This is a genomic window from Variovorax sp. GW821-FHT09D04, from assembly GCF_059416405.1.
The window spans coordinates 1,247,042-1,265,630 of sequence record NZ_JBWKPA010000001.1; the positions used below are offsets into that span (position 1 = coordinate 1,247,042).

The window sequence follows — 18,589 nt, forward strand, 5'->3', positions numbered from 1 at the left end:
CAATGGCCAACGCCGCCCCGAACTCACCCCCGCCCGCCGCTCAACCGCCGAAACCACCCAAGCCGCATGCGTGGCTGGAGAAGTGGATCTGGATCCTGATCTACGGCGGCCTGTTCCTCGTGATCCTGGGCATCGCCACGGGCCGCACCGAGCCCGCGCTGGGCTGGTCGATGGCCGTGCCCGGCGTCGTGGTCGCCGCGGTGGGCGTCGTGCTCATCTACGTGCGTTCGCGGCTCAAGTAAGAACAAGGCAAGGACCGACCATGCTCAAGCACATCGTGATGTGGAAGTTCAAGGAGCACGCCGAGGGCGCCGACAAGGCGACCAACCTGCTCAAGGCCAAGGCGCTGCTCGATGCCTGCGCGACGCTCTCGCCCGGCACGCACCGTTTCGAGGTGGTCATTGCCCAGCCCGGGCTCGAGGCCACCTACGACCTGATCCTCAACTCGGAATTCACCGATGCCGCCGCGCTGGCGGCCTACGCCGACCACCCCCAGCACGTGGCGCTCAAGCCTTTCATCGGCGCCGTGCGAGAAGCCCGCCAGTGCATGGACTATGAGCTCTGAACCCCACGCGCCCGACGCCACGGCCTCACCGGCCGAGCGGAGGGCGTTCGGCCGTGCGCAGCGCCAGCGCTGTGCGCTCGGTCAGTGGGCGCAGGTGCCCCGGCCCGACGCGGTCGACCGCGATCCGCTCGGCTGGCTGAAGGCGTCCAACCGCGGCCGCGTGCCCGAGCTGGTGCCGGTGCGCCATGGCCGCATGCTGGCCAGCCCCTTCACGTTCTACCGCGGCGCCGCCAGCCTGATGGCGAACGACCTCGCCAGGCTGCCGCACAGCGGCATCGCGACGCAGCTGTGCGGCGATGCGCACCTCGCGAACTTCGGTTTCTTTGCCAGCCCCGAGCGCGCGCTGGTCTTCGACATCAACGATTTCGACGAAACCCTGCAAGGGCCCTTCGACTGGGACGTGCGCCGGCTGGCCACCTCGTTCGTGGTGGCCGCGCGCGACCGGGGTTTCAAGCCGCGCATCGGGCGCGAGGCCGTGCAGCAGCTGGCCGAGGCCTACCGCGACCGCATGCGGGCCTTCGCACGCATGGACACGCTGGAGGCCTGGTACGCGCGGCTCACCTCGCAAACCCTGCTGAAGCTCGGCGCCGAAGACGCGACCGAGCTCGCGGTCATCAAGAAGGCGCGCCGCAGCACCTCGCGCGTGTTCGCCGACAGCGCAACCGAGACGGTGGACGGCCGCCTCATGATCCGCGACCAGCCGCCGTTCGTGTACCACGACGCCCGCGCAACGGCGCGTGAAATCAAGCGCTTCCGCGCCGGGCTGCCGGCCTTCCTGGCGCAGTACCGCGCCAGCCTGCCGCCCGAGCGCCAGCGGCTGTTCGACCGCTACGAGCTGCACGACGTCGCGGTGCTCACGCCCGGCGTCGGCTCGGTCGGCCGGCGCTGCTTCCTGCTGCTGCTCGTGGCCGACCGCGCGCACCCGCTGTTCCTGCAGTGCAAGGAGGCCGGCGAGTCGGTGCTCGAAGCCCCGCTGGGCGCGGCACCGGTCACGGCGTCGCCGGGCCAGCGCGTGGTGCGGGGCCAGCGGCTGGCCCAGGCCGCCAGCGACGTCTTCCTGGGCTGGGCCCAGGGACCGGGCGGGCGCGGCTTCTACGTGCGGCAGCTGCGCGACATGAAGGCCTCCTACAAGCTCGAGGACTTCAAGCCGGTCGACCTGCTCGAGTTCGCCGAGGCCTGCGGCTACAGCCTGGCCCGCGCGCATGCCAAGGGCGGCGACGCCTGGGCCATCGACGGCTACCTGGGGCGCTCCAGGAGCTTCAACACAGCGCTCGCCGATTTCGCCGAAGGCTATGCCGACGTGAACCAGGCCGACTGGCGCCGGCTGAAAAAAGCCGTGGCCGCCGGCAAGGCCGCCGCCGTCGAGGCCGACGACACCGCGTCCTGACGGCCCGAAGCCACCGCCTTCACAGCCAACGCAACCCTCTTCTTTCATCATCCACACCGGAGACACCGACATGACGAAGCCCCGCACCACCCAACAGCTGTTCGACCTCACGGGTCAGACGGCGCTCATCACCGGCGGCTCGCGCGGCCTGGGCCTGCAGATGGCCCATGCGCTGGGCGAAGCCGGCGCGAAGATCATGCTGAGTTCGCGCAAGGCCGACGACCTGGAACAGGCCGCCGCCGAGCTGCAGGCCGCCGGCATCGACGCGCGCTGGATCGCCGCCGACTGCTCCAAGGAAGAAGACACCCGCCGCCTGGCCGACGAGACCCTGCAGCGCATGGGCGGCGTCGACATCCTCATCAACAATGCCGGCGCCAGCTGGGGTTCGCCGGCCGAGAGCCACCCCGTCGAGGCCTGGGACAAGGTGATGAACCTCAACGTGCGCGGCTACTTCATCCTGGCGCAGCAGATCGCCAACGGCTACATGATCCCGAAGAAGCGCGGGCGCATCATCAACATCGCCTCGATCGCGGGCCTGAACGGCAACCCGCCCGGCATGCAGACACTGGCCTACAACACCTCGAAGACCGCGGTGATCGGCTTCACGAAGACGCTGGCCGCCGAATGGGGCAAGTACAACATCAACGTCAACGCGATCTGCCCGGGCTTCTTCATGACGAAGATGGCGGCCGGCCTGATCAAGACGCTGGGCGAAGAGCACATGGCCGCCTCGGCGCCGCTGGGCCGCCTGGGCGACGACGAAGACCTGAAGGGCCTGACGCTGCTGTACGCGAGCGATGCCGGCAAGCACATCACCGGCCAGTGGGTCGCGGTCGATGGCGGCGTGAGCGTGGTGCTGGGTGCGGCCTGACATGTCCGATTCGCCTGAAAAGTCCAGCGACATCAACATCCGCTCGTACACGAGCCAGATTCCGTTCGCGCGCCACCTCGGCTTCGAGCTCACGAAGTTCGAGGACGGCCAGTCCGAGATCATCTACACCGCCAAGCCCGAGCACCTGAACACCTTCGACGTGACGCACGGCGGCGCCTGCATGACGCTGCTCGACATCGCCATGGCGGCCGCCGCGCGCAGCGTGGCGCCCGAGACCGGCGTGGTCACCATCGAGATGAAGACCAGCTTCATGCAGCCGTCGGTCGGCCCGCTGCACGCACGCGGCACGCTGCTGCATCGCACCGCGACGCTGGCTTTCACCGAAGCCAAGATCTACGACGAGCAGGAGCGCGTGTGCGCCCATGCCACCGGCACCTTCAAGTACGTGAAGCGCCGGCTGCCGACCGGCCCCGCGAGCGCGAACGCGATGCGCCCGCCATCCACCGACTGACCGACCAACCGACACCCCCATTCCGGAGACTTCCATGCCGACCAACAAGCAACAGATTCTCGATAACCGCCCCGACGGCGAAGCCGTGGCGAGCAACTTCAAGCTCGTGACCACCGAGACGCCCGCGCTGCAGGACAACCAGGTGCTGGTGCGCCACCACTTCATGAGCCTCGACCCGTACATGCGCGGCCGCATGAACGACGCCAAGAGCTACGCGCAACCCCAGCCGCTGGGCCAGGTGATGCAGGGCGGCACGGTCGGCGAAGTGGTCGAGAGCAAGCACCCCAAGTACGCCGTGGGCGACAAGGTCGTCGGCTTCGGCGGCTGGCAGGAATACAGCGTCGTCGATGGCTCGCAGCCCGGCGCGCTGAAGAAGGTCGACACCAGGCACGTGCCGCTGTCGCACTACCTCGGCGCCGTGGGCATGCCCGGCGTGACGGCCTGGTATGGCCTCGTGAAGATCATCGCGCCCAAGGCCGGTGAAACCGTGGTCATCACCGCCGCCAGCGGCGCCGTGGGCAGTGCCTTCGGCGCGCTGGCCAAGGCGCGCGGCTGCCGCGTGGTCGGCATCGCGGGCGGCCCTGACAAGTGCAAGTACGTGACCGACGAGCTCGGCTTCGACGCCTGCATCGACTACCGCCAGCACCCCGACGTGAAGACCATGAGCGCCGCGCTCAAGGAAGCCTGCCCGAACGGCATCGACGGCTACTTCGAGAATGTCGGCGGCTACATCTTCGACGCCGTGCTGCTGCGCACCAACGCGTTCGCGCGCGTGGCGCTGTGCGGAATGATCGCGGGCTACGACGGTGCGCCGCTGCCGCTCGCAAACCCCGCGCTGATCCTCATCAACCGCCTGAAGATCGAGGGCTTCATCGTCAGCGAGCACATGGAAGTGTGGCCCGAGGCGCTGACCGAACTCGGCACGCTGGTGGGCACGGGCAAGCTCAAGCCGCGCGAGTCGATCGCGCAGGGCATCGAAGCTGCCCCTGAGGCCTTCCTGGGTTTGCTCAAGGGCAAGAATTTCGGCAAGCAACTGGTGAAGCTCATTTGATGCTTTGAAACGCACGGCAAGGAGGCCGGACATGGACATGACGCACGAGGTCTTCAACCAGCCCACGCCGCTGGTCGACTACAACCTCTTCGACACCCACCGCTCCCTGCGCGATGCGCTGAAGTTCAACGCGCCCGCGCTGCAGACCACGCAGCTGCACGAGCTGGGCGCCACCCTCGGCTCGGCCGCCATGCAGACGCATGCGCGGCTGGCCAACATCCACACGCCCGAACTCCACACGCACGACCGCTTCGGCCGTCGCATCGACGAAGTGGAGTTCCATCCGAGCTACCACGCGCTGATGACCGCCGCGGTGGGTGCGGGCCTGCACGGCACGCCGTGGACCGGCACGTCCGCCTCGCCGCACGTGCTGCGCGCGGCGGGCTTCATGCTCTTCACCGAGCTGGAGCCGTCCATCCTGTGCCCGATCTCGATGACCTACGCCGTCACGCCCGCCTTGCGCGGCAACGCAGGCGTGCATGCCGACTGGGGCCCGAAGCTCGCCAGCCTCTGGTACGACCCCACCCTGAAGCCGCTGCACGACAAGCCCGGCGTGACCATGGGCATGGGCATGACCGAGAAGCAGGGCGGCTCCGACGTGCGGGCCAACACCACGCAGGCCGTGCGCGACGGCAGCGACGCCTGGGGCGAGCGCTACGCGATCACCGGCCACAAGTGGTTCTTCTCGGCGCCGATGTGCGACGCCTTCCTCATCCTCGCGCAGGCGCCGGCCGGGCTGTCGTGCTTCTTCCTACCGCGCGTGCTGCCCGATGGTTCGCGCAATGCCATCCACATCCAGCGCCTGAAGGACAAGCTCGGCAACAAGGCCAACGCCAGCTCCGAGGTCGAGTTCCACGGCGCCAGCGCCTGGCTGGTGGGCGAGGAAGGCCGCGGCATTCCGCAGATCCTCGAGATGGGCACGATGACGCGGCTCGACTGCTCGCTCGGCACCAGCGGCCTCATGCGCCAGGCGCTGGGCATCGCGCTGAACCACACGGCGCAGCGCCAGGCCTTCGGCAAGCCGCTGGTCGAACAGCCGCTCATGAAGAACGTGCTGGCCGACCTCGCGCTCGAAAGCGAAGCCGCCACCGCCCTGGCCATTCGCCTCGCGCGGGCCTTCGACCGCCAGGCCGACGCGCACGAGAACCTGATGGCGCGCCTGCTCACGCCGGTCGCCAAGTTCTGGATCTGCAAGCGCGGCAGCCACTTCGCGCAGGAGGCCATGGAGTGCCTGGGCGGCAACGGCTACGTGGAAGAGGGCGGCGAGGGCATCCTCGCGCGCATCTACCGCGAGATGCCGCTCAACTCCATCTGGGAGGGCGCCGGCAACATCATGGCGCTCGACCTGCTGCGCGGCCTGCGCAAGGGCGACGCCGTGGCCGCGCTGGCGCACGAGCTGGCCCCCGCGCGCGGCCAGCAGGCCGCCCTCGACCGCCTGGCCGACGCCTTGCCCGCACGCATCGAGGCCATGGCCTCCGAGACCGAGGCACGCCGCCTCGCGCAGGACGTGGCGTTGGCCGTGCAGGCCGCCTTGCTGGTGCAGACCGCGCCCGCCGCCGTGGCCGATGCCTTCTGCGCCTCGCGCCTGGGCGGCGACTGGGGCCAGGCCTTCGGTACGCTGGGCGCGGGCACCGATTTCGATTCGATCATCCAGCGCGCGCAGCCGCGCTGAACCCTGACAAGAACACCTCCACGAAAGACACCATGGCCGACCTCATCCTCCACCACTACACCACCTCGCCGTTCTCGGAAAAGGTGCGCACGATCCTCGGCGCGAAGCAGCTGCCGTGGAAGTCGGTCTTCATTCCGCCGATCATGCCCAAGCCCGATGTGGAAGTGCTCACCGGCGGCTACCGCAAGACGCCGTTCCTGCAGATCGGCGCCGACATGTACTGCGACAGCGCGCTCATCGCCGACGTGCTGGAGCACCTGCAGCCCGAGCCCACGCTCTACCCGCAGCCCGAGAAGGGCATGTCGCGCATCCTCGCGCAGTGGGCCGACACCTCGCTGTTCTGGGCCGCGATGGCCTGGAGCCTGCAGCCCAAGGGCGCCGCCGAGGTGTTCGCCAAGGCGCCGCCCGAAGCCATCAAGGCCTTCGGCGAAGACCGCGGCAAGATGAGCGCCGGCAACATGACGCGCCTGCGCCCGGCCGACGCCACCGGCGCCTACAAGTCGTACTTGCGCCGCCTGTCCGACATGCTCGACGACAAGCCTTTCCTGCTGGGCGAAGTGCCGTGCATCGCCGACTTTTCGGCCTACCACCCGCTGTGGTACACGCGCCGCATCGAGGCGGTGAAGGGCATCCTCGACCTGACGCCTGCGGTGCTCGACTGGATGGACCGCATGGCGGCCATCGGCCACGGCACCTCGTCGAAGTTCTCCAGCGACGAGGCCATCGCCGTCGCCAAGGCCGCCACGCCGCACACGCTGCTGACCGACAGCACCTTCCAGGACGACCACGGCATTGCGCTGGGCAGCGCCGTCACCATCCGCGCCGAGAGCTTCGGCCTCGAAGAGACGGCGGGCACGCTGGTGGCCGCGACGCGCACCCACTACACGCTGGAGCGCAGCAGCGAGCGCACGGGCACGGTGCATGTGCACTTTCCGCGCATCGGGTATGTGTTGAAGAAAGCAGAGGCCTGATGAGCGAAAGATCGCGCGTGCGACGGGCACCTTCGTGACTGCGCCGGCGCGCGTTCCGTATTTCAATAGCGGCTTCCGCTTCAACGTCAGAGACAAGGACACCGGCAAATGATCCAGGACTTCAAGGGCAAGACCGCCGTACTCACCGGCGCAGGCTCGGGCTTCGGCCTCGAATGCGCGCGCATCGGCGCCGCCCGCGGCATGAACCTCGTGCTGGTCGACGTGCAGCAGGACGCACTCGACAAGGCCAAGGCCGAGATGGAGGCCCTGGGCGTCCAGGTGCTGGCGCGCAAGGTCGACGTGTCCGACGCGGCCCAGATGGAAGCGCTGGCCGCGGCCGTCAAGGAGCGTTTCGGCGCCCCGCACTTCGTGTTCAACAACGCCGGCGTCGGCGCCGGTGGCCTGGTGTGGGAAAACACCGTGGCCGACTGGGAATGGGTGCTGGGCGTCGACCTGTGGGGCGTGATCCACGGCGTGCGCCTGTTCACGCCGATGATGCTCGAGGCCGCCGCCAAGGACCCGAGCTACCGCGGCCACATCACCAACACCGCCAGCATGGCCGGCCTGCTCACGCCGCCCAACATGGGCATCTACAACGCGGCCAAGGCCGCCGTCGTGAGCCTGACCGAAACCATGTACCAGGACCTGAACCTGGTCACCGACCAGATCGGCGCCAGCCTGCTGTGCCCGTACTTCGTGCCCACCGGCATCACGAGCAGCGAGCGCAACCGCCCGAACGCACCGAAGGACACCGAGCTCACCAAGAGCCAGCTCATCGGCCAGGCCATGAGCAACAAGGCGGTGAGCAGCGGCAAGATCACGGCCGCCGAAGTGGCGCACAAGGTGTTCGAGGCCATCAGCGACAACCAGTTCTACGTGTTCAGCCACCCCAAGGCGCTGGGCAACGTGAAGAGCCGCATGGAGAACATCGTGTCGATCACCAACCCGGCCGACCCGTTCCTCGAGCGCCCCGAGATCGGCCAGAAGCTGCGCGAGCAGCTGCGCTCCGCCTGATCCCTTCCTGAGGCGGCCCCTCGCGGGCCGCCTTCAGCCGGCCTGCACCTTCGCCTGCAGGTCGCGCACCAGTTGCTCGATGCCCGACAGCGCCTCGGCCATCGAACGCTCCAGCAGGTCGCCGCGGTCTTCCGCATGCTCGACCGCGATGTCGTGCACCTCGTGCAGCCCGAGCAGGCCCAGCGCGGCCTTCACGCCCGGCACCAGGAAGTTCAGATGCGCCTGCATCCCGCCGGGCCCGAAGCCGCTGCTGCCATGCGCGGTGAGCAGCACGGTGCGGCGCGGGCGCTCGGCCAGCAGCGGCACGTAGGGGTAGTCCAGGCTCGGGTCCATGTCGAAGGTCTCGCCGACCCGCACGATGTTGTCGATCCATGCCTTCACGGTGGCCGGGGCGCTGTAGTTGTACATGGGCGTGCCCATCACGATCACGTCGGCGCGGCGCAGCTCGGCAATGAAGGCGTCGCTCTCGGTCAGCACCTCGTGCATCCAGGGCTCGCGCGCTTCGGCGGGCGTGTAGGCGCTGTGGATCCAGTCGCCGGTGACCGCCTGCGGCGGCGCGATGCCGAAGTCACGGTAGATCACCTCGTCCTGCGGGCGGGCCGCCTGCCAGGTGCTGACGAAGTGGTGGCTCAGGCGGCGCGAATGCGAGCCGTGGACGACGGCGCCCGAACGGCCGGAACGGGGGCTGGCATCGATGTGGAGCAGGGTGGTGGTGGTCATGGCGTGGTCCTCGGTTGGATGAAGGGAATTCAGCTGTCTGCTTGACACAGTTCCCAATCTATCGAAGCATCCGTGGCCGGACAAACGACGAATTTTTCTCGCTGCAGAAAACTCAATTCATCTATCAGCACGCCATGGCCCTCCTGCATTCCCTGCCTCCGCTGGCCTCGCTGCGCGCCTTCGAGGCCGCCGCGCGCCATTGCAGCGCCAAGCTCGCGGCGAACGAGCTGTCGGTCACGCCCACGGCCATCAGCCACCAGGTGCGCCAGCTCGAAGAGTCGCTGGGCGTGGCGCTGTTCGTACGCCAGCCGCGCCAGCTCGTGCTGACGCCGCAGGGCCGCGAGCTGCAGGCGGTGCTGAGCGATTCGTTCGCTGCCATGGCGCAGGCGGTGGCACGCCTGCGTGCGCCGCCCGAGCGCAGCGCCATCACGCTGTCGACCACGCCCGCCGTCGCCGCGCGCTGGCTGCTGCCGCGCGTGGGGGCGCTGCGCGCGGCACACCCACGGCTCGACCTGCGCATCCACGCCTCGCACGACGCCGTGCCGCTGGACGGCCTCACGGCCGACGTCGCCATCCGCTACGGCAAGGGACAGTGGCCGGGCCTCGTGGCCGAGAAGCTGTTCGACACGGTCTTCGCGCCGGCCTGCAGTCCCGCACTCAAGCTGCGCCGCCCGGCCGACCTCGTGAAGCACACGCTGCTGCATTTCGCGGTGCCGAACAGCAAGACCCAGCCCGGCACCTGGGCCGCATGGCAGCAGGTGGCCCAGGTGCCCGGCCTGGACGTGACGGCCGGCCCGGTGTTCTCCGACGAAACCCACACCGTCTCGGCCGCGCTGCAGGGGCAGGGCGTGGCGCTGATGGGCCTGGCGCTCATCGCGGACGAACTGCGCGCGGGCAACCTGGTGCAGCCCTTCGGACCGGTGCTGCAGGGCTCGCCGTTCTACCTGGTGTGCCCGCAGGCGCGGCGCGACGATCCGAACGTGGCGGCGGTGTTTGATTGGGTGAAGGGGCTGTCGCCGCTGGACGCCGGCGGGGTCTGAATCACGGCAGCGACACAATCGCGTCCATCGCCGTTTCGTTCCCCCTTCTCATGCGAACTTCCCCGACTTCTTCCCTCCTGCAGATCCAGAACCTGCACTTCGCCTACCCCGACCAGCCCGCGCTGGCCAAGGGCTGGTCTGCCACTGTGGGCGAGGGCGTCACGCTGCTGTACGGCGACACCGGCAGCGGCAAGTCGACCTTGCTGCGCGTGCTGGCGGGGCAGCAGCCCGCATCGGCCGGGCAACTGCGCGCGGCCGACGTGGCGCTCGACGCCGAACCCGCGGCCTACCGACGCCAGGTCTTCTTCTGCGAACCGGCGTCGGAAGCCTTCGACGCGCTCAGCGTGCAGGCCTGCACGGCCTTGCTGGGCGAGGGCGATGCGGGGTTCGACAAGGCCGAGTGGCAGCGCCTCGTCGAGGCCTTCTCTCTCGTGCCGCACCTGGAAAAGCAGATGTTCATGCTGTCGACCGGCTCGCGCCGCAAGGTCGGGCTGGCCGCCGCGCTCGCGTCGGGACGGCCCGTGGTGCTGCTGGACGATCCGGTGGGTGCGCTCGATGCGCGTTCGATCCACGGCCTGTGGCGGGCCATCGAACGGCGCATTGCGCAGCCGGGGCGGGCGGTGGTCGTGGCGAGCAGCGAGCGCGTCACGGAGGTGCCGCTGGCCGCCTGCATCGAGCTGCCGCTGGTCTGATCAGCGGCGCGGTGTCGCCATCACGTGGTTGTCGTGCGGCTTTCCGCCGAGCATGAACTGCGTGAGCCCCATCGCGACCAAGCCTTGCTTTTCGTAGAACGCGACGGCGCGCGGGTTCTTCGCGTACACCGCGAGCCACAGGCCGTCGCTGCCCGTGCGTGCGTGGGCGGCGGTGCGGGCTTCGCGCAGCAGCATCGACCCGACGCCGCTGCGCTGGAAAGGTGACTGCACATAGAGCGTGCGCAGCTCGGTGTCGCAGCCCGGCACCAGCGGCTGCGCGGCGCCGAACTGCAGCAGCGCATAGCCCACGAGCTGGTCGCCGACCTGCGCCACGCGCAGCGCGACATGGGGCGATTCCGACCACGCAGCGAACGCTGCCGGCGTGAAGGTCGACAGCACGTAGCGCCCGAGCACGTCGTTCACGCCGTCGGTGGCATAGGTGTCGAGCCAGACCTGAATCGCCAGCGCGGCGAGCGTGTGCGCGTCGGCTGCGGTGGCGGGGCGAAGGGTGACAGGCGGACGGTTCATGGTGCGGCGCATTCTGCGGCAAGCGCGTCACGCCGACTGCAGCGCCGACCGGAACCGGCTCGGCGGTGCTCCGGCCGACTTGCGCATCAGCCGCCGCAGCGCCGTGGCGTCTTCGTAGCCGACCTGCGCCGCGACCTGCTCGATGGTCATGCGGCTGCTCTCGATGAGCAGGCGCGCGCGGTTCAGCCGCACGCTCTGCACCAGCGCCAGCGCCCCCAGGCCGGTGGCGGCGCGCACGCGCCGGGCCAGCGTGCGCTGCGACATCGCGAACTCTTCGGCCAGCGCAGCCACGCTGGGCGGCGTGGGCAGCGCGGCCTCGATGCGCCGCGTGAGCCGCGCGACCAGCTCGTTGCCGTTGGACAGCATCGAGGGCACGACGAACGGGGCCTGCGCCTGGCGGCCGTCGATCAGCAGCACCTTGCTCACGGCCTCGGCCAGCGCGGGGCCGAAGCGCGTGCGCAGCAGGTGCAGCATGAGGTCCGACTGCGCAAAGGCCGCGCCCGCCGTGCTCACCGGCCCGTCGGCGCAGACCATGCGGTCGGCATCGACGTGGCAGGCCGGTTCGAGCCGGCGCAGCTCGGGTGCCAGCCACCACGAGGTGGTGACGCGGCGCTGCGCCAGCAGGCCGGCCGCCTGCAGCAGGAACACGGCCGAGCACGAGGCCGCGACCGCGCCGCCGCGTGCGGCATGGCGCCGCACCGCATCGATGGCGGCGCGGGCGTGGTCGTCGGTCAGGCGCAGTGCGAGGTCGGCCGGCTTGTCGACGCCGAGGCCGGGCACGATCCACGTCGAGCCGTCGGCGCGCGCGCGGCGGGGCATGGCGAGGGTGTCGATCTGCAGGCCGTTGCTCAGCGGCACGCAGCCGCCATCGGGCGACACCACGCGCCAGGTGGGGCGGGGCATCTGGTGGCGCGGCGCGAGCGTGGCGGCGGCCGCCAGCACGTCGAGCGTGACGGCGGTGCTGGTGGCGAAGCTGCCCGGGAGGACGAGAACGGTGAAATCGTGCATGGCAGAAAACGCCCGATAGGCGTCTGAATGGACACTGGCAGTCTAGTGCGTGCTCGGGTGCAATGGGCATCGTCGCAACACCGAAAGTGCCCTCGTGTCCCACATCCTTGCCCTTGCTCCTCTCGGCGCCCACCTGCACGCCCAGGGGGCCTTGCCATGACCGACCCGCTCGACGACTTCACCCGCCGCGAGATCACGCTCGACGGCGCCACCAAGGCGGTCTACGTCGCCGGCTCCGGCCCGGCCGTGATCGTGATGACCGAGATGCCGGGCATCAGCCCGCAGGTGGCGCGTTTCGCCCGCTGGGTGCGCGAGGCCGGCTTCACGGTCTACATGCCGTCGATGTTCGGCCGCGACGGCGCGCTGCCGGATGCGGAAGAGGGCAAGGCCGTGTTCCAGCGCGCCTGCGTGAGCGCCGAGTTCCGCGCCTTCGCGGGCAACGCCTCGAGCCCGGTGACGCAATGGCTGCGTGCGCTGGCGCGGCTGGCGCATGCGGAGTGCGGCGGGCCGGGCGTGGGCGCCATCGGCATGTGCTTCACCGGCAACTTCGCGCTCACCATGATGCTGGAGCCGGCGGTGCTGGCGCCCGTGCTGTCGCAGCCGTCGCTGCCGCTGGACAACCCCGGCGGCATCGAGATTTCGCAGGAAGAGATCGCCCAGGTGCGCCAGCGCCTGGAGCGCGAGGACCTGACCGTGATGGCCTACCGCTTCGAGGGCGACCGCTTCTGCCGGGCCCAGCGTTTCGCGGCGTATGCAAAGGCACTGGGCGACCGCTTCGTGGCCCGCGTGCTGCCCGACAGCGCGGCCAACACACGCGACCTGCCGTCGTTCTTCTCGCAGGTGGTCGCGAGCCCGCACAGCGTGGTGACGGCGCACCTGATCGACGAGGCCGGCCAGCCGACGATTGCAGCGCGCGACGAGATCCTTTCGTTCTTCGCGCGCCGCCTGGGGGTGCAGGATCAGGCCCGTGCCGAGGCGCCGTCGGCCGGCAGCTGACCGGTCTTCTGTGCGCGGCGGTCGAGCGCGCGGCTCCACAGCGCGATCGCCAGGCCCACGAGCGTGAGCAGCGCGGCCACCCAGCCCAGCGCATGCAGCCCCGGGCCGTGGTCGATCGTCACGCCGCCGACCCAGGCACCGAGTGCGTTGCCGAGGTTGAAGGCCGCGATGTTCAGGCTCGAGGCGAGGTTCTGGCCCGCGCCCGAAGCCTTCTCGAGCACGCGCAGCTGCATCGGCGCCACAGTGGCGAACGAGGCCACGCCGAGCAGTCCGACGAACACCACCGCGGTGAACGGCGTGCCGATGGTGAACTGCATCGCGCCGAGCACCACGGCCAGCGCCACCAGCGTGCCGAGCACGGCGGCCATCGGTGCGCGGTCGGCCAGCTTGCCGCCCAGGATGTTGCCGACGGCCAGGCCGCCGCCGAACACCAGCAGGACCGGCGACACGGCCGATTCCGAGAGGCCGGTGACCTGCGTCAGCAGCGGCTGGATGTAGGTGTAGACCACGAACACGCCGGCAAAACCGAGCACCGTCATCGCCAAGCCCAGCAGCACCTGCGGGCGGGCGAGCACGGCGATCTCTTCGCGCAGCGGGGCCGGCTTGGCCTCGCCCTTCATGCGGGGCACGAAGGCCGCGAGCACCACGAAGGCCAGCACGCCGATCAGCGTCACCGCCCAGAAGGTCGAGCGCCAGCCCAGCTGCAGGCCCAGCCACGCGCCGGCCGGCACGCCCAGCAGCGTGGCGGCGGTGAGGCCGGTGAACATGATCGCGATGGCCGAGGCGCGGCGCTCGGGCGCCACGAGGCCGGTGGCGACCACCGAGCCGACACCGAAGAAGGTGCCGTGCGCCAGCGAGGTGATGACGCGCGCGGCCATCAGCATTTCGTAGTTGGGCGCGAGCGCACAGGCGAGGTTGCCGAGCGTGAAGATCGCCATCAGCGCGAGCAGCACGGTCTTGCGCGGCAGCTTGCGGGTCGCAATGGTGAGCACGGGCGCGCCGACCGAGACCCCGAGCGCGTAGCCCGAGATCAGCAGGCCGGCGGCCGTGATGGAGACGTGCAGATCCGTCGATACCTGCAGGAGCAGGCCCATGATGACGAATTCGGTGGTGCCTATTCCGAAGGCACCGGCGGTGAGGGCAAGGAGAGCGATGGGCATGATGCCTGTACTGTGCGGACGATTGGCCTCGATGACTAGAATGCCGCCAGTACATGCACTTGTGAATTCAAGTCACAGAAAAGGAAGGCCATGCCGCGCATCGACGTCAACCGCTCCGGTGAAATGGAGGCCTTCGTGCAGGTGGTGGAGGCGGGCGGTTTCTCGGCGGCGGCGCGGCTGCTGGACATGACACCCTCGGCCGTCAGCAAGCTGGTGGCGCGGCTCGAGCTGCGCCTGGGCATCCAGCTGGTGCACCGTTCCACGCGCAAGCTGCAGCTCACGCCCGAGGGGCTGCATTTCTACGAGCGCAGCACGCGCGTGCTGGCCGACATGGACGAGGCCGAGCGTTGCGCCGCGGCCGGCGCGGCGCCGCGCGGGCGTGTGAGCATCAACGCCAGCGTGTCCTTCGGGCACCACAAGCTGGTGCCGCTGGTGCCGCGCCTGCTCGAGATGCATCCGCAGATCACGCTCGACATTGCGCTGACCGACCGCATCGTCGACCTGATGGACGAGCGCGCCGACATCGCGATCCGCTGGGGCCAGTTGCCGTCGTCCGACCTGGTGGCGCGACGTCTGGGCGAAACCAGCCAGGCCATTGTGGCCGCGCCGGACTACCTGGCGAAATACGGCACGCCGCGCACGCCGCAGGAGCTGGAGGCGCACAACCGGCTGGGCTGGAGTTACCGGCGCAACACGCCCGACTGGCCGTTGCGTGTCGACGGCCGCATGGTGATGCTGTCGGTGGCGGGGCCGGTGCGCGCGGGCGACGGCGAGACGCTGCGGCAGCTGGCGATTGCGGGGGCGGGTGTGGCGCGCTTGTCGCTGTATCACATCCAGCACGACATCGATGCCGGCCGGCTGGTGCCGCTGCTCGAGGAGTTCAACCCGGGCGAGATCGAGCCGATCCACGCGGTGTACATCGGCAAGGCCGGCACGCTGCCCGCGCGGGTGCGGGCGGTGCTCGACTTCCTGGTGGCGTGCTCGGGCGTGGGCGGCGGGCGTTACACGCTCAAGCGCACGGCGCCGATGCCGGGGAATTCGGCCGTCACCTGATCGCCGCGGTGGCAGGGCAGCACGCCGACCCACGAGCCGGTGGTGACGACGGTGCCGGCGGGCACGGTCTGGCCGTGGCGCGTGAGGTGGCGCAGCCAGATCGGCAGCAGCCAGGCCGGGTCGGCCAGCGGATGCGTGCCTTCGCGCACCACCGTTTCTGCATCGCCGATCTTCGTTTCGCAGCGCTGCGAGGCCCAGTCGACGGCGGCGTACGGTTGCCAGTCGCCGAGCACGAGTGCGCCGTGGACCTGCGAGTCGGCCAGGCGCAGCAGGGCGGGCGTGGCGGCCAGGTCTTGCCAGCGGGCATCGACGATTTCGACGGAGACGGCCATGGCGTCGATGAGGGCTGCCGAGTTGTCGTGGTCGAGCGCGGCGGCTTGGGCGGGCGTGACGTCCTGGCCGAGTCTCAATGCAATCTCGGCCTCGATGCCGGGGGTGTGGAATGTGAGGTCGCTGAAGTTGGCGGGGCTTTGGCGCACGCCGGACGGGGGCAGCGGGGCGTGCGTGAGCGTGGCGCTGCGGGAGCCGCCGCCGGACTTCCATGTCTTCGGGACGCCGTCGAACCAGCCGAGGGCTGCGGCTACGGCGTCTTGCACTTCGTACGCTTGAGGTGCGTCTTGCAGGGCGTCGGTCCAGGGGGTGGCGTCGAGCGTGCGGTTGGCTTGGCGTGCGGCGATGAGGGCTTCGGTGAGGGCTTTTTGGTCGGGCGTCATTTTTGGGATCTTCTCAGTTTCTCTTGGGTTCGTTTGTTCAGGGCGCGTGCCCAGGCCACCGGGTACTTCCCTCCGCGAATGTCCCCCGGCCTGCGGCCTCCTCCTTGATTTCGCTGCGGGAAGCACCCAGTGTCCTGGGCACATGGACGCGCTGTTGGTGTGCGGCCGATCAACAACCGCTCTGAACTCGCTCACGCCGATGGGGCGCCTTGCGCAGCGAAATCAAGGAGGAGGGCGAAGCCCGGGGGACATTCGCGGAGCAAGGTGCCCCGTCGGCGTGAGCGTCGCCCTGAACAACGACCGTCAAGTCTCGACCTGCACCTTGCCGTCCTTGACGACCTTCGCCCACTTGGCGATCTCGGTGCTGATGAACTGCTTGAACTTGTCCTGCGAACCGCCGCCGTCTTCCGCGCCGTAGGTGTCGAGCCGTTCCTGCACGTCGGGCATCGCGAGCACGGTGTTGACGTCGCGGTTCACTTTCTGCGCGATGGCTGGGGGCAGCTTGCCGGGGCCGGCCAGGCCGTACCAGGTGGTCGCTTCAAAACCTGCGAAGCCTTGCTCCTGCATCGTCGGCACGTTCGGATGGCCCTTGGCGCGCTTGGTGCGCGTCTGGGCCACGGCGAGCACGCGGCCGTTCTTCACGTGCGGGGTGGCGGCGGTCATGGTCTCGAAGCTGTATTGAATTTGCCCGCCCATCAGGTCGGCCAGCAGCGGGCCGCTGCCCTTGTACGGCACATGCAGCGCATCGACGCCGCCCTGCAGCTTGAACATCTCCAGCGCCAGATGCTGGGCCGAGCCCGCGCCGGCGGAGCCGAAGCTCACGGTGCCGGGCGCGGCCTTGCAGGCGGCGACGATGTCTTTCACGCTGAGGGCCTTCTGGCCCGGGTTGGCGATGAGCAGGTTGGGCGTGACGCCCACGAGCACGATCGGCACGAAGTCGCGCTCCACGTTGTAGCGCAGCTTGGGCTGCAGGCTGGGTGCGAGCGCGTGGCTGTTGATGTGGGCCATGAGCAGGGTGCTGCCGTCGCTGGGCTGCTGCGCCACGTAGTCGGCCGCGAGCACGCCGGCGACGCCGGCCTTGTTCTCGACGATGACCTGCTGGCCCCACATCGTCGTGAGCTTCTGCGCAACCACACGCGCGAGCGCGTCGGTGCCGCCGCCGGGTGGAAAGCCCACCACGATGCGCACGGGGCCCGTGGGCCACTCCTGCGCGAACAGCCGGGGCACACCCAGCGTGGCGGCCGCGCCGGCGGCGGCCTGGATCAGGGAACGTCTTTGCATCTTCTTTGTCTCCGTCGGTTGGGGAATCCGATGCGTGCCGGGAGCCGCTTGCGCGGGCCCGGCAGGGTGGTGGACCGCCGCATCGTTCAAGCGATGCGCTGCGGCCCGTGTGGGTTGGCGTGCGCCGGGTTCAGGCTGCTTTTTGCAGGCCGACCGGTGCAGCCTGGTGGCTCGCGAAGTAGTCCATCGCCGCCTGCACGCCGCTGCCCGCCAGCTTGATGCCGCTGAGCTTCATGCCCATCTCGACACCCGCGACCATGGCCACGAGCGTGAGGTCGTTGCTGTCGCCCAGGTGGCCCATGCGGAACATGCGGCCCTTGAGCTTGCCCAGGCCCGTGCCCAGCGAGAGGTCGAAGCGCTGGTGGATCAGGCGGCGCACGGCGTCGGCATCGACGCCCTCGGGCGTGATCACGCCGGTGAGCACGGGCGAGTACACGGACGGGTCGGCGCACTGGATCGGCAGGCCCCAGGTGTTGACCGCCGCACGCACGCCGGCGGCCCAGCGCTGGTGGCGCGCGAACACGTTGTCCAGACCTTCGCCGAGGATCATGTCGAGCGATTCCGACAGTCCGTAGAGCAGGTTGGTGTTCGGCGTGTAGGGCCAGTAGCCGTCCTTGTTCATCTCGACGATCTCGTCCCAGGCCCAGAAGGCCTTGGGCAGCTTGGCGTGCTTGGCGGTTTCGAGGGCGCGCGGCGAGAGAGCGTTGAAGCTGATGCCGGGCGGCAGCATCAGGCCCTTCTGCGAGCCGCTCACGCAGACGTCGACACCCCATTCGTCATGGCGGTAGTCGGCGCTGGCCAGACCCGAGATGCTGTCGACCATGAGCAGGGCGGGGTGGCCCGCCGCGTCGATGGCCTTGCGCACCGAGGCGATGTCGGAAGTGACGCCGGTGGAGGTCTCGTTGTGCACCACGCACACGGCCTTGATCTTCTTCTCGGTGTCCTTGCGCAGGCGCGCCTCGATGAGCTCGGCCTGCACGCCGCGGCGCCAGCTGGGCGCATTCGGCAGGTGGGCGTCGGTGCCGGTGTAGGCCAGGAACTCGGTCGACAGGCCCAGGCGCGTGGCCATCTTCTGCCACAGCGACGCGAAGTGGCCGGTCTCGTACATGAGCACGTGGTCGCCGGGGCTGAGCGTGTTGGCGAGTGCGGCCTCCCATGCACCGGTGCCCGACGCGGGGTAGATCGCGACCGGGTGCTTCGTCTTGAAGATCTCCTTGATGCCGCCGAGCACCTTCAGGCCCAGCGTGCCGAACTCGGGCCCGCGGTGGTCGATGGTGGGCAGGCTCATGGCCCGCAGGATGCGGTCGGGGACCGGGCTGGGGCCGGGAATCTGGAGGAAGTGACGGCCGGTGGGGTGGATGTCGAGTTGCAGCATGGGCTCTCCTTGTGCGCTCA

At 69.5% G+C, this 18,589-nt stretch carries 20 protein-coding genes; 13 read left to right on the forward strand and 7 right to left on the reverse strand.

What is annotated here, in order from left to right; all coding sequences use genetic code 11:
- The first annotated feature begins 2 nt into the window (after window positions 1–2).
- From AC07O4_RS05770 to AC07O4_RS05810, 9 genes are all read left to right on the forward strand, one after another.
- Window positions 3–242: a hypothetical protein gene (locus AC07O4_RS05770; RefSeq protein ID WP_495303969.1), complete on the forward strand. Its 240-nt coding sequence runs from the start codon at window positions 3–5 to the stop codon at window positions 240–242.
- Window positions 243–262: 20 nt separating this feature from the next.
- Window positions 263–565, forward strand: coding sequence for a Dabb family protein (locus tag AC07O4_RS05775; RefSeq protein WP_062471343.1), 303 nt, complete (start codon window positions 263–265; stop codon window positions 563–565).
- On the forward strand, window positions 555–1,952 hold the full coding sequence (locus AC07O4_RS05780; RefSeq protein WP_495303970.1) for a DUF2252 domain-containing protein: 1,398 nt from the start codon (window positions 555–557) through the stop codon (window positions 1,950–1,952). Before AC07O4_RS05775 ends, AC07O4_RS05780 begins: the two co-directional genes overlap by 11 nt.
- A gap of 70 nt (window positions 1,953–2,022) precedes the next feature.
- Window positions 2,023–2,823 carry an SDR family oxidoreductase gene (locus tag AC07O4_RS05785; RefSeq protein WP_447744189.1) on the forward strand — a complete coding sequence of 267 codons (801 nt, stop codon included), beginning with the start codon at window positions 2,023–2,025 and terminating at the stop codon, window positions 2,821–2,823.
- Between the two features lies 1 nt (window position 2,824).
- Complete coding sequence (locus AC07O4_RS05790) at window positions 2,825–3,295, forward strand: PaaI family thioesterase (protein ID WP_082817985.1); 471 nt, start codon at window positions 2,825–2,827, stop codon at window positions 3,293–3,295.
- Window positions 3,296–3,329: 34 nt separating this feature from the next.
- Window positions 3,330–4,346 carry an NADP-dependent oxidoreductase gene (locus AC07O4_RS05795; RefSeq protein WP_495303971.1) on the forward strand — a complete coding sequence of 339 codons (1,017 nt, stop codon included), beginning with the start codon at window positions 3,330–3,332 and terminating at the stop codon, window positions 4,344–4,346.
- 31 nt (window positions 4,347–4,377) lie between these two features.
- Window positions 4,378–6,018 carry an isovaleryl-CoA dehydrogenase gene (locus AC07O4_RS05800; RefSeq protein WP_495303972.1) on the forward strand — a complete coding sequence of 547 codons (1,641 nt, stop codon included), beginning with the start codon at window positions 4,378–4,380 and terminating at the stop codon, window positions 6,016–6,018.
- Between the two features lie 32 nt (window positions 6,019–6,050).
- Window positions 6,051–6,989, forward strand: coding sequence for a glutathione S-transferase family protein (locus AC07O4_RS05805; protein ID WP_495303973.1), 939 nt, complete (start codon window positions 6,051–6,053; stop codon window positions 6,987–6,989).
- Between the two features lie 108 nt (window positions 6,990–7,097).
- Window positions 7,098–8,003 (forward strand): SDR family oxidoreductase, encoded by a 906-nt coding sequence (locus AC07O4_RS05810; RefSeq protein ID WP_062471360.1) that lies wholly within the window; start codon window positions 7,098–7,100, stop codon window positions 8,001–8,003.
- A 33-nt stretch (window positions 8,004–8,036) separates the two neighbouring features.
- Here AC07O4_RS05810 and AC07O4_RS05815 read toward each other — a convergent pair whose 3' ends face one another.
- The gene (locus AC07O4_RS05815) at window positions 8,037–8,723 is read right to left on the reverse strand and encodes an FMN-dependent NADH-azoreductase (protein ID WP_495303974.1); all 687 of its coding nucleotides are present in this window, start codon (window positions 8,721–8,723) and stop codon (window positions 8,037–8,039) included.
- 134 nt (window positions 8,724–8,857) lie between these two features.
- Between AC07O4_RS05815 and AC07O4_RS05820 the strand changes: the two genes are divergently transcribed.
- Together AC07O4_RS05820 and AC07O4_RS05825 are read left to right on the forward strand one after the other, a co-directional pair.
- Window positions 8,858–9,763: a LysR substrate-binding domain-containing protein gene (locus AC07O4_RS05820; RefSeq protein WP_495303975.1), complete on the forward strand. Its 906-nt coding sequence runs from the start codon at window positions 8,858–8,860 to the stop codon at window positions 9,761–9,763.
- A gap of 50 nt (window positions 9,764–9,813) precedes the next feature.
- Window positions 9,814–10,455, forward strand: a complete 642-nt coding sequence (locus tag AC07O4_RS05825; protein WP_495303976.1) for an ABC transporter ATP-binding protein — start codon at window positions 9,814–9,816, stop codon at window positions 10,453–10,455.
- On the opposite strand, the gene AC07O4_RS05830 is transcribed toward AC07O4_RS05825, so the two are convergent.
- Together AC07O4_RS05830 and AC07O4_RS05835 are read right to left on the reverse strand one after the other, a co-directional pair.
- The gene (locus AC07O4_RS05830; RefSeq protein WP_495303977.1) at window positions 10,456–10,983 is read right to left on the reverse strand and encodes a GNAT family N-acetyltransferase; all 528 of its coding nucleotides are present in this window, start codon (window positions 10,981–10,983) and stop codon (window positions 10,456–10,458) included.
- Window positions 10,984–11,010: 27 nt separating this feature from the next.
- Window positions 11,011–11,991, reverse strand: a complete 981-nt coding sequence (locus tag AC07O4_RS05835; RefSeq protein WP_495303978.1) for a GlxA family transcriptional regulator — start codon at window positions 11,989–11,991, stop codon at window positions 11,011–11,013.
- Window positions 11,992–12,147: 156 nt separating this feature from the next.
- Between AC07O4_RS05835 and AC07O4_RS05840 the strand changes: the two genes are divergently transcribed.
- Window positions 12,148–12,987 (forward strand): dienelactone hydrolase family protein, encoded by an 840-nt coding sequence (locus AC07O4_RS05840; RefSeq protein WP_495303979.1) that lies wholly within the window; start codon window positions 12,148–12,150, stop codon window positions 12,985–12,987.
- Here the strand turns inward: AC07O4_RS05840 and AC07O4_RS05845 are convergent.
- Entirely contained in the window at window positions 12,951–14,147 is a 1,197-nt protein-coding gene (locus AC07O4_RS05845; protein WP_495303980.1) for an MFS transporter, read from the reverse strand. The genes AC07O4_RS05840 and AC07O4_RS05845 overlap by 37 nt on opposite strands.
- A 90-nt stretch (window positions 14,148–14,237) precedes the next feature.
- Between AC07O4_RS05845 and AC07O4_RS05850 the strand changes: the two genes are divergently transcribed.
- Window positions 14,238–15,200: a LysR family transcriptional regulator gene (locus AC07O4_RS05850; protein ID WP_495303981.1), complete on the forward strand. Its 963-nt coding sequence runs from the start codon at window positions 14,238–14,240 to the stop codon at window positions 15,198–15,200.
- On the opposite strand, the gene AC07O4_RS05855 is transcribed toward AC07O4_RS05850, so the two are convergent.
- From AC07O4_RS05855 to AC07O4_RS05865, 3 genes are all read right to left on the reverse strand, one after another.
- A complete protein-coding gene (locus AC07O4_RS05855; RefSeq protein WP_495303982.1) occupies window positions 15,149–15,913 on the reverse strand; it encodes a fumarylacetoacetate hydrolase family protein in 765 nt (254 codons plus the stop codon). The genes AC07O4_RS05850 and AC07O4_RS05855 overlap by 52 nt on opposite strands.
- Before the next feature lie 303 nt (window positions 15,914–16,216).
- Window positions 16,217–17,194: a Bug family tripartite tricarboxylate transporter substrate binding protein gene (locus AC07O4_RS05860; protein WP_070060655.1), complete on the reverse strand. Its 978-nt coding sequence runs from the start codon at window positions 17,192–17,194 to the stop codon at window positions 16,217–16,219.
- Between the two features lie 130 nt (window positions 17,195–17,324).
- Window positions 17,325–18,569: a pyridoxal-phosphate-dependent aminotransferase family protein gene (locus tag AC07O4_RS05865; RefSeq protein ID WP_307638170.1), complete on the reverse strand. Its 1,245-nt coding sequence runs from the start codon at window positions 18,567–18,569 to the stop codon at window positions 17,325–17,327.
- Window positions 18,570–18,589 lie beyond the last annotated feature (20 nt).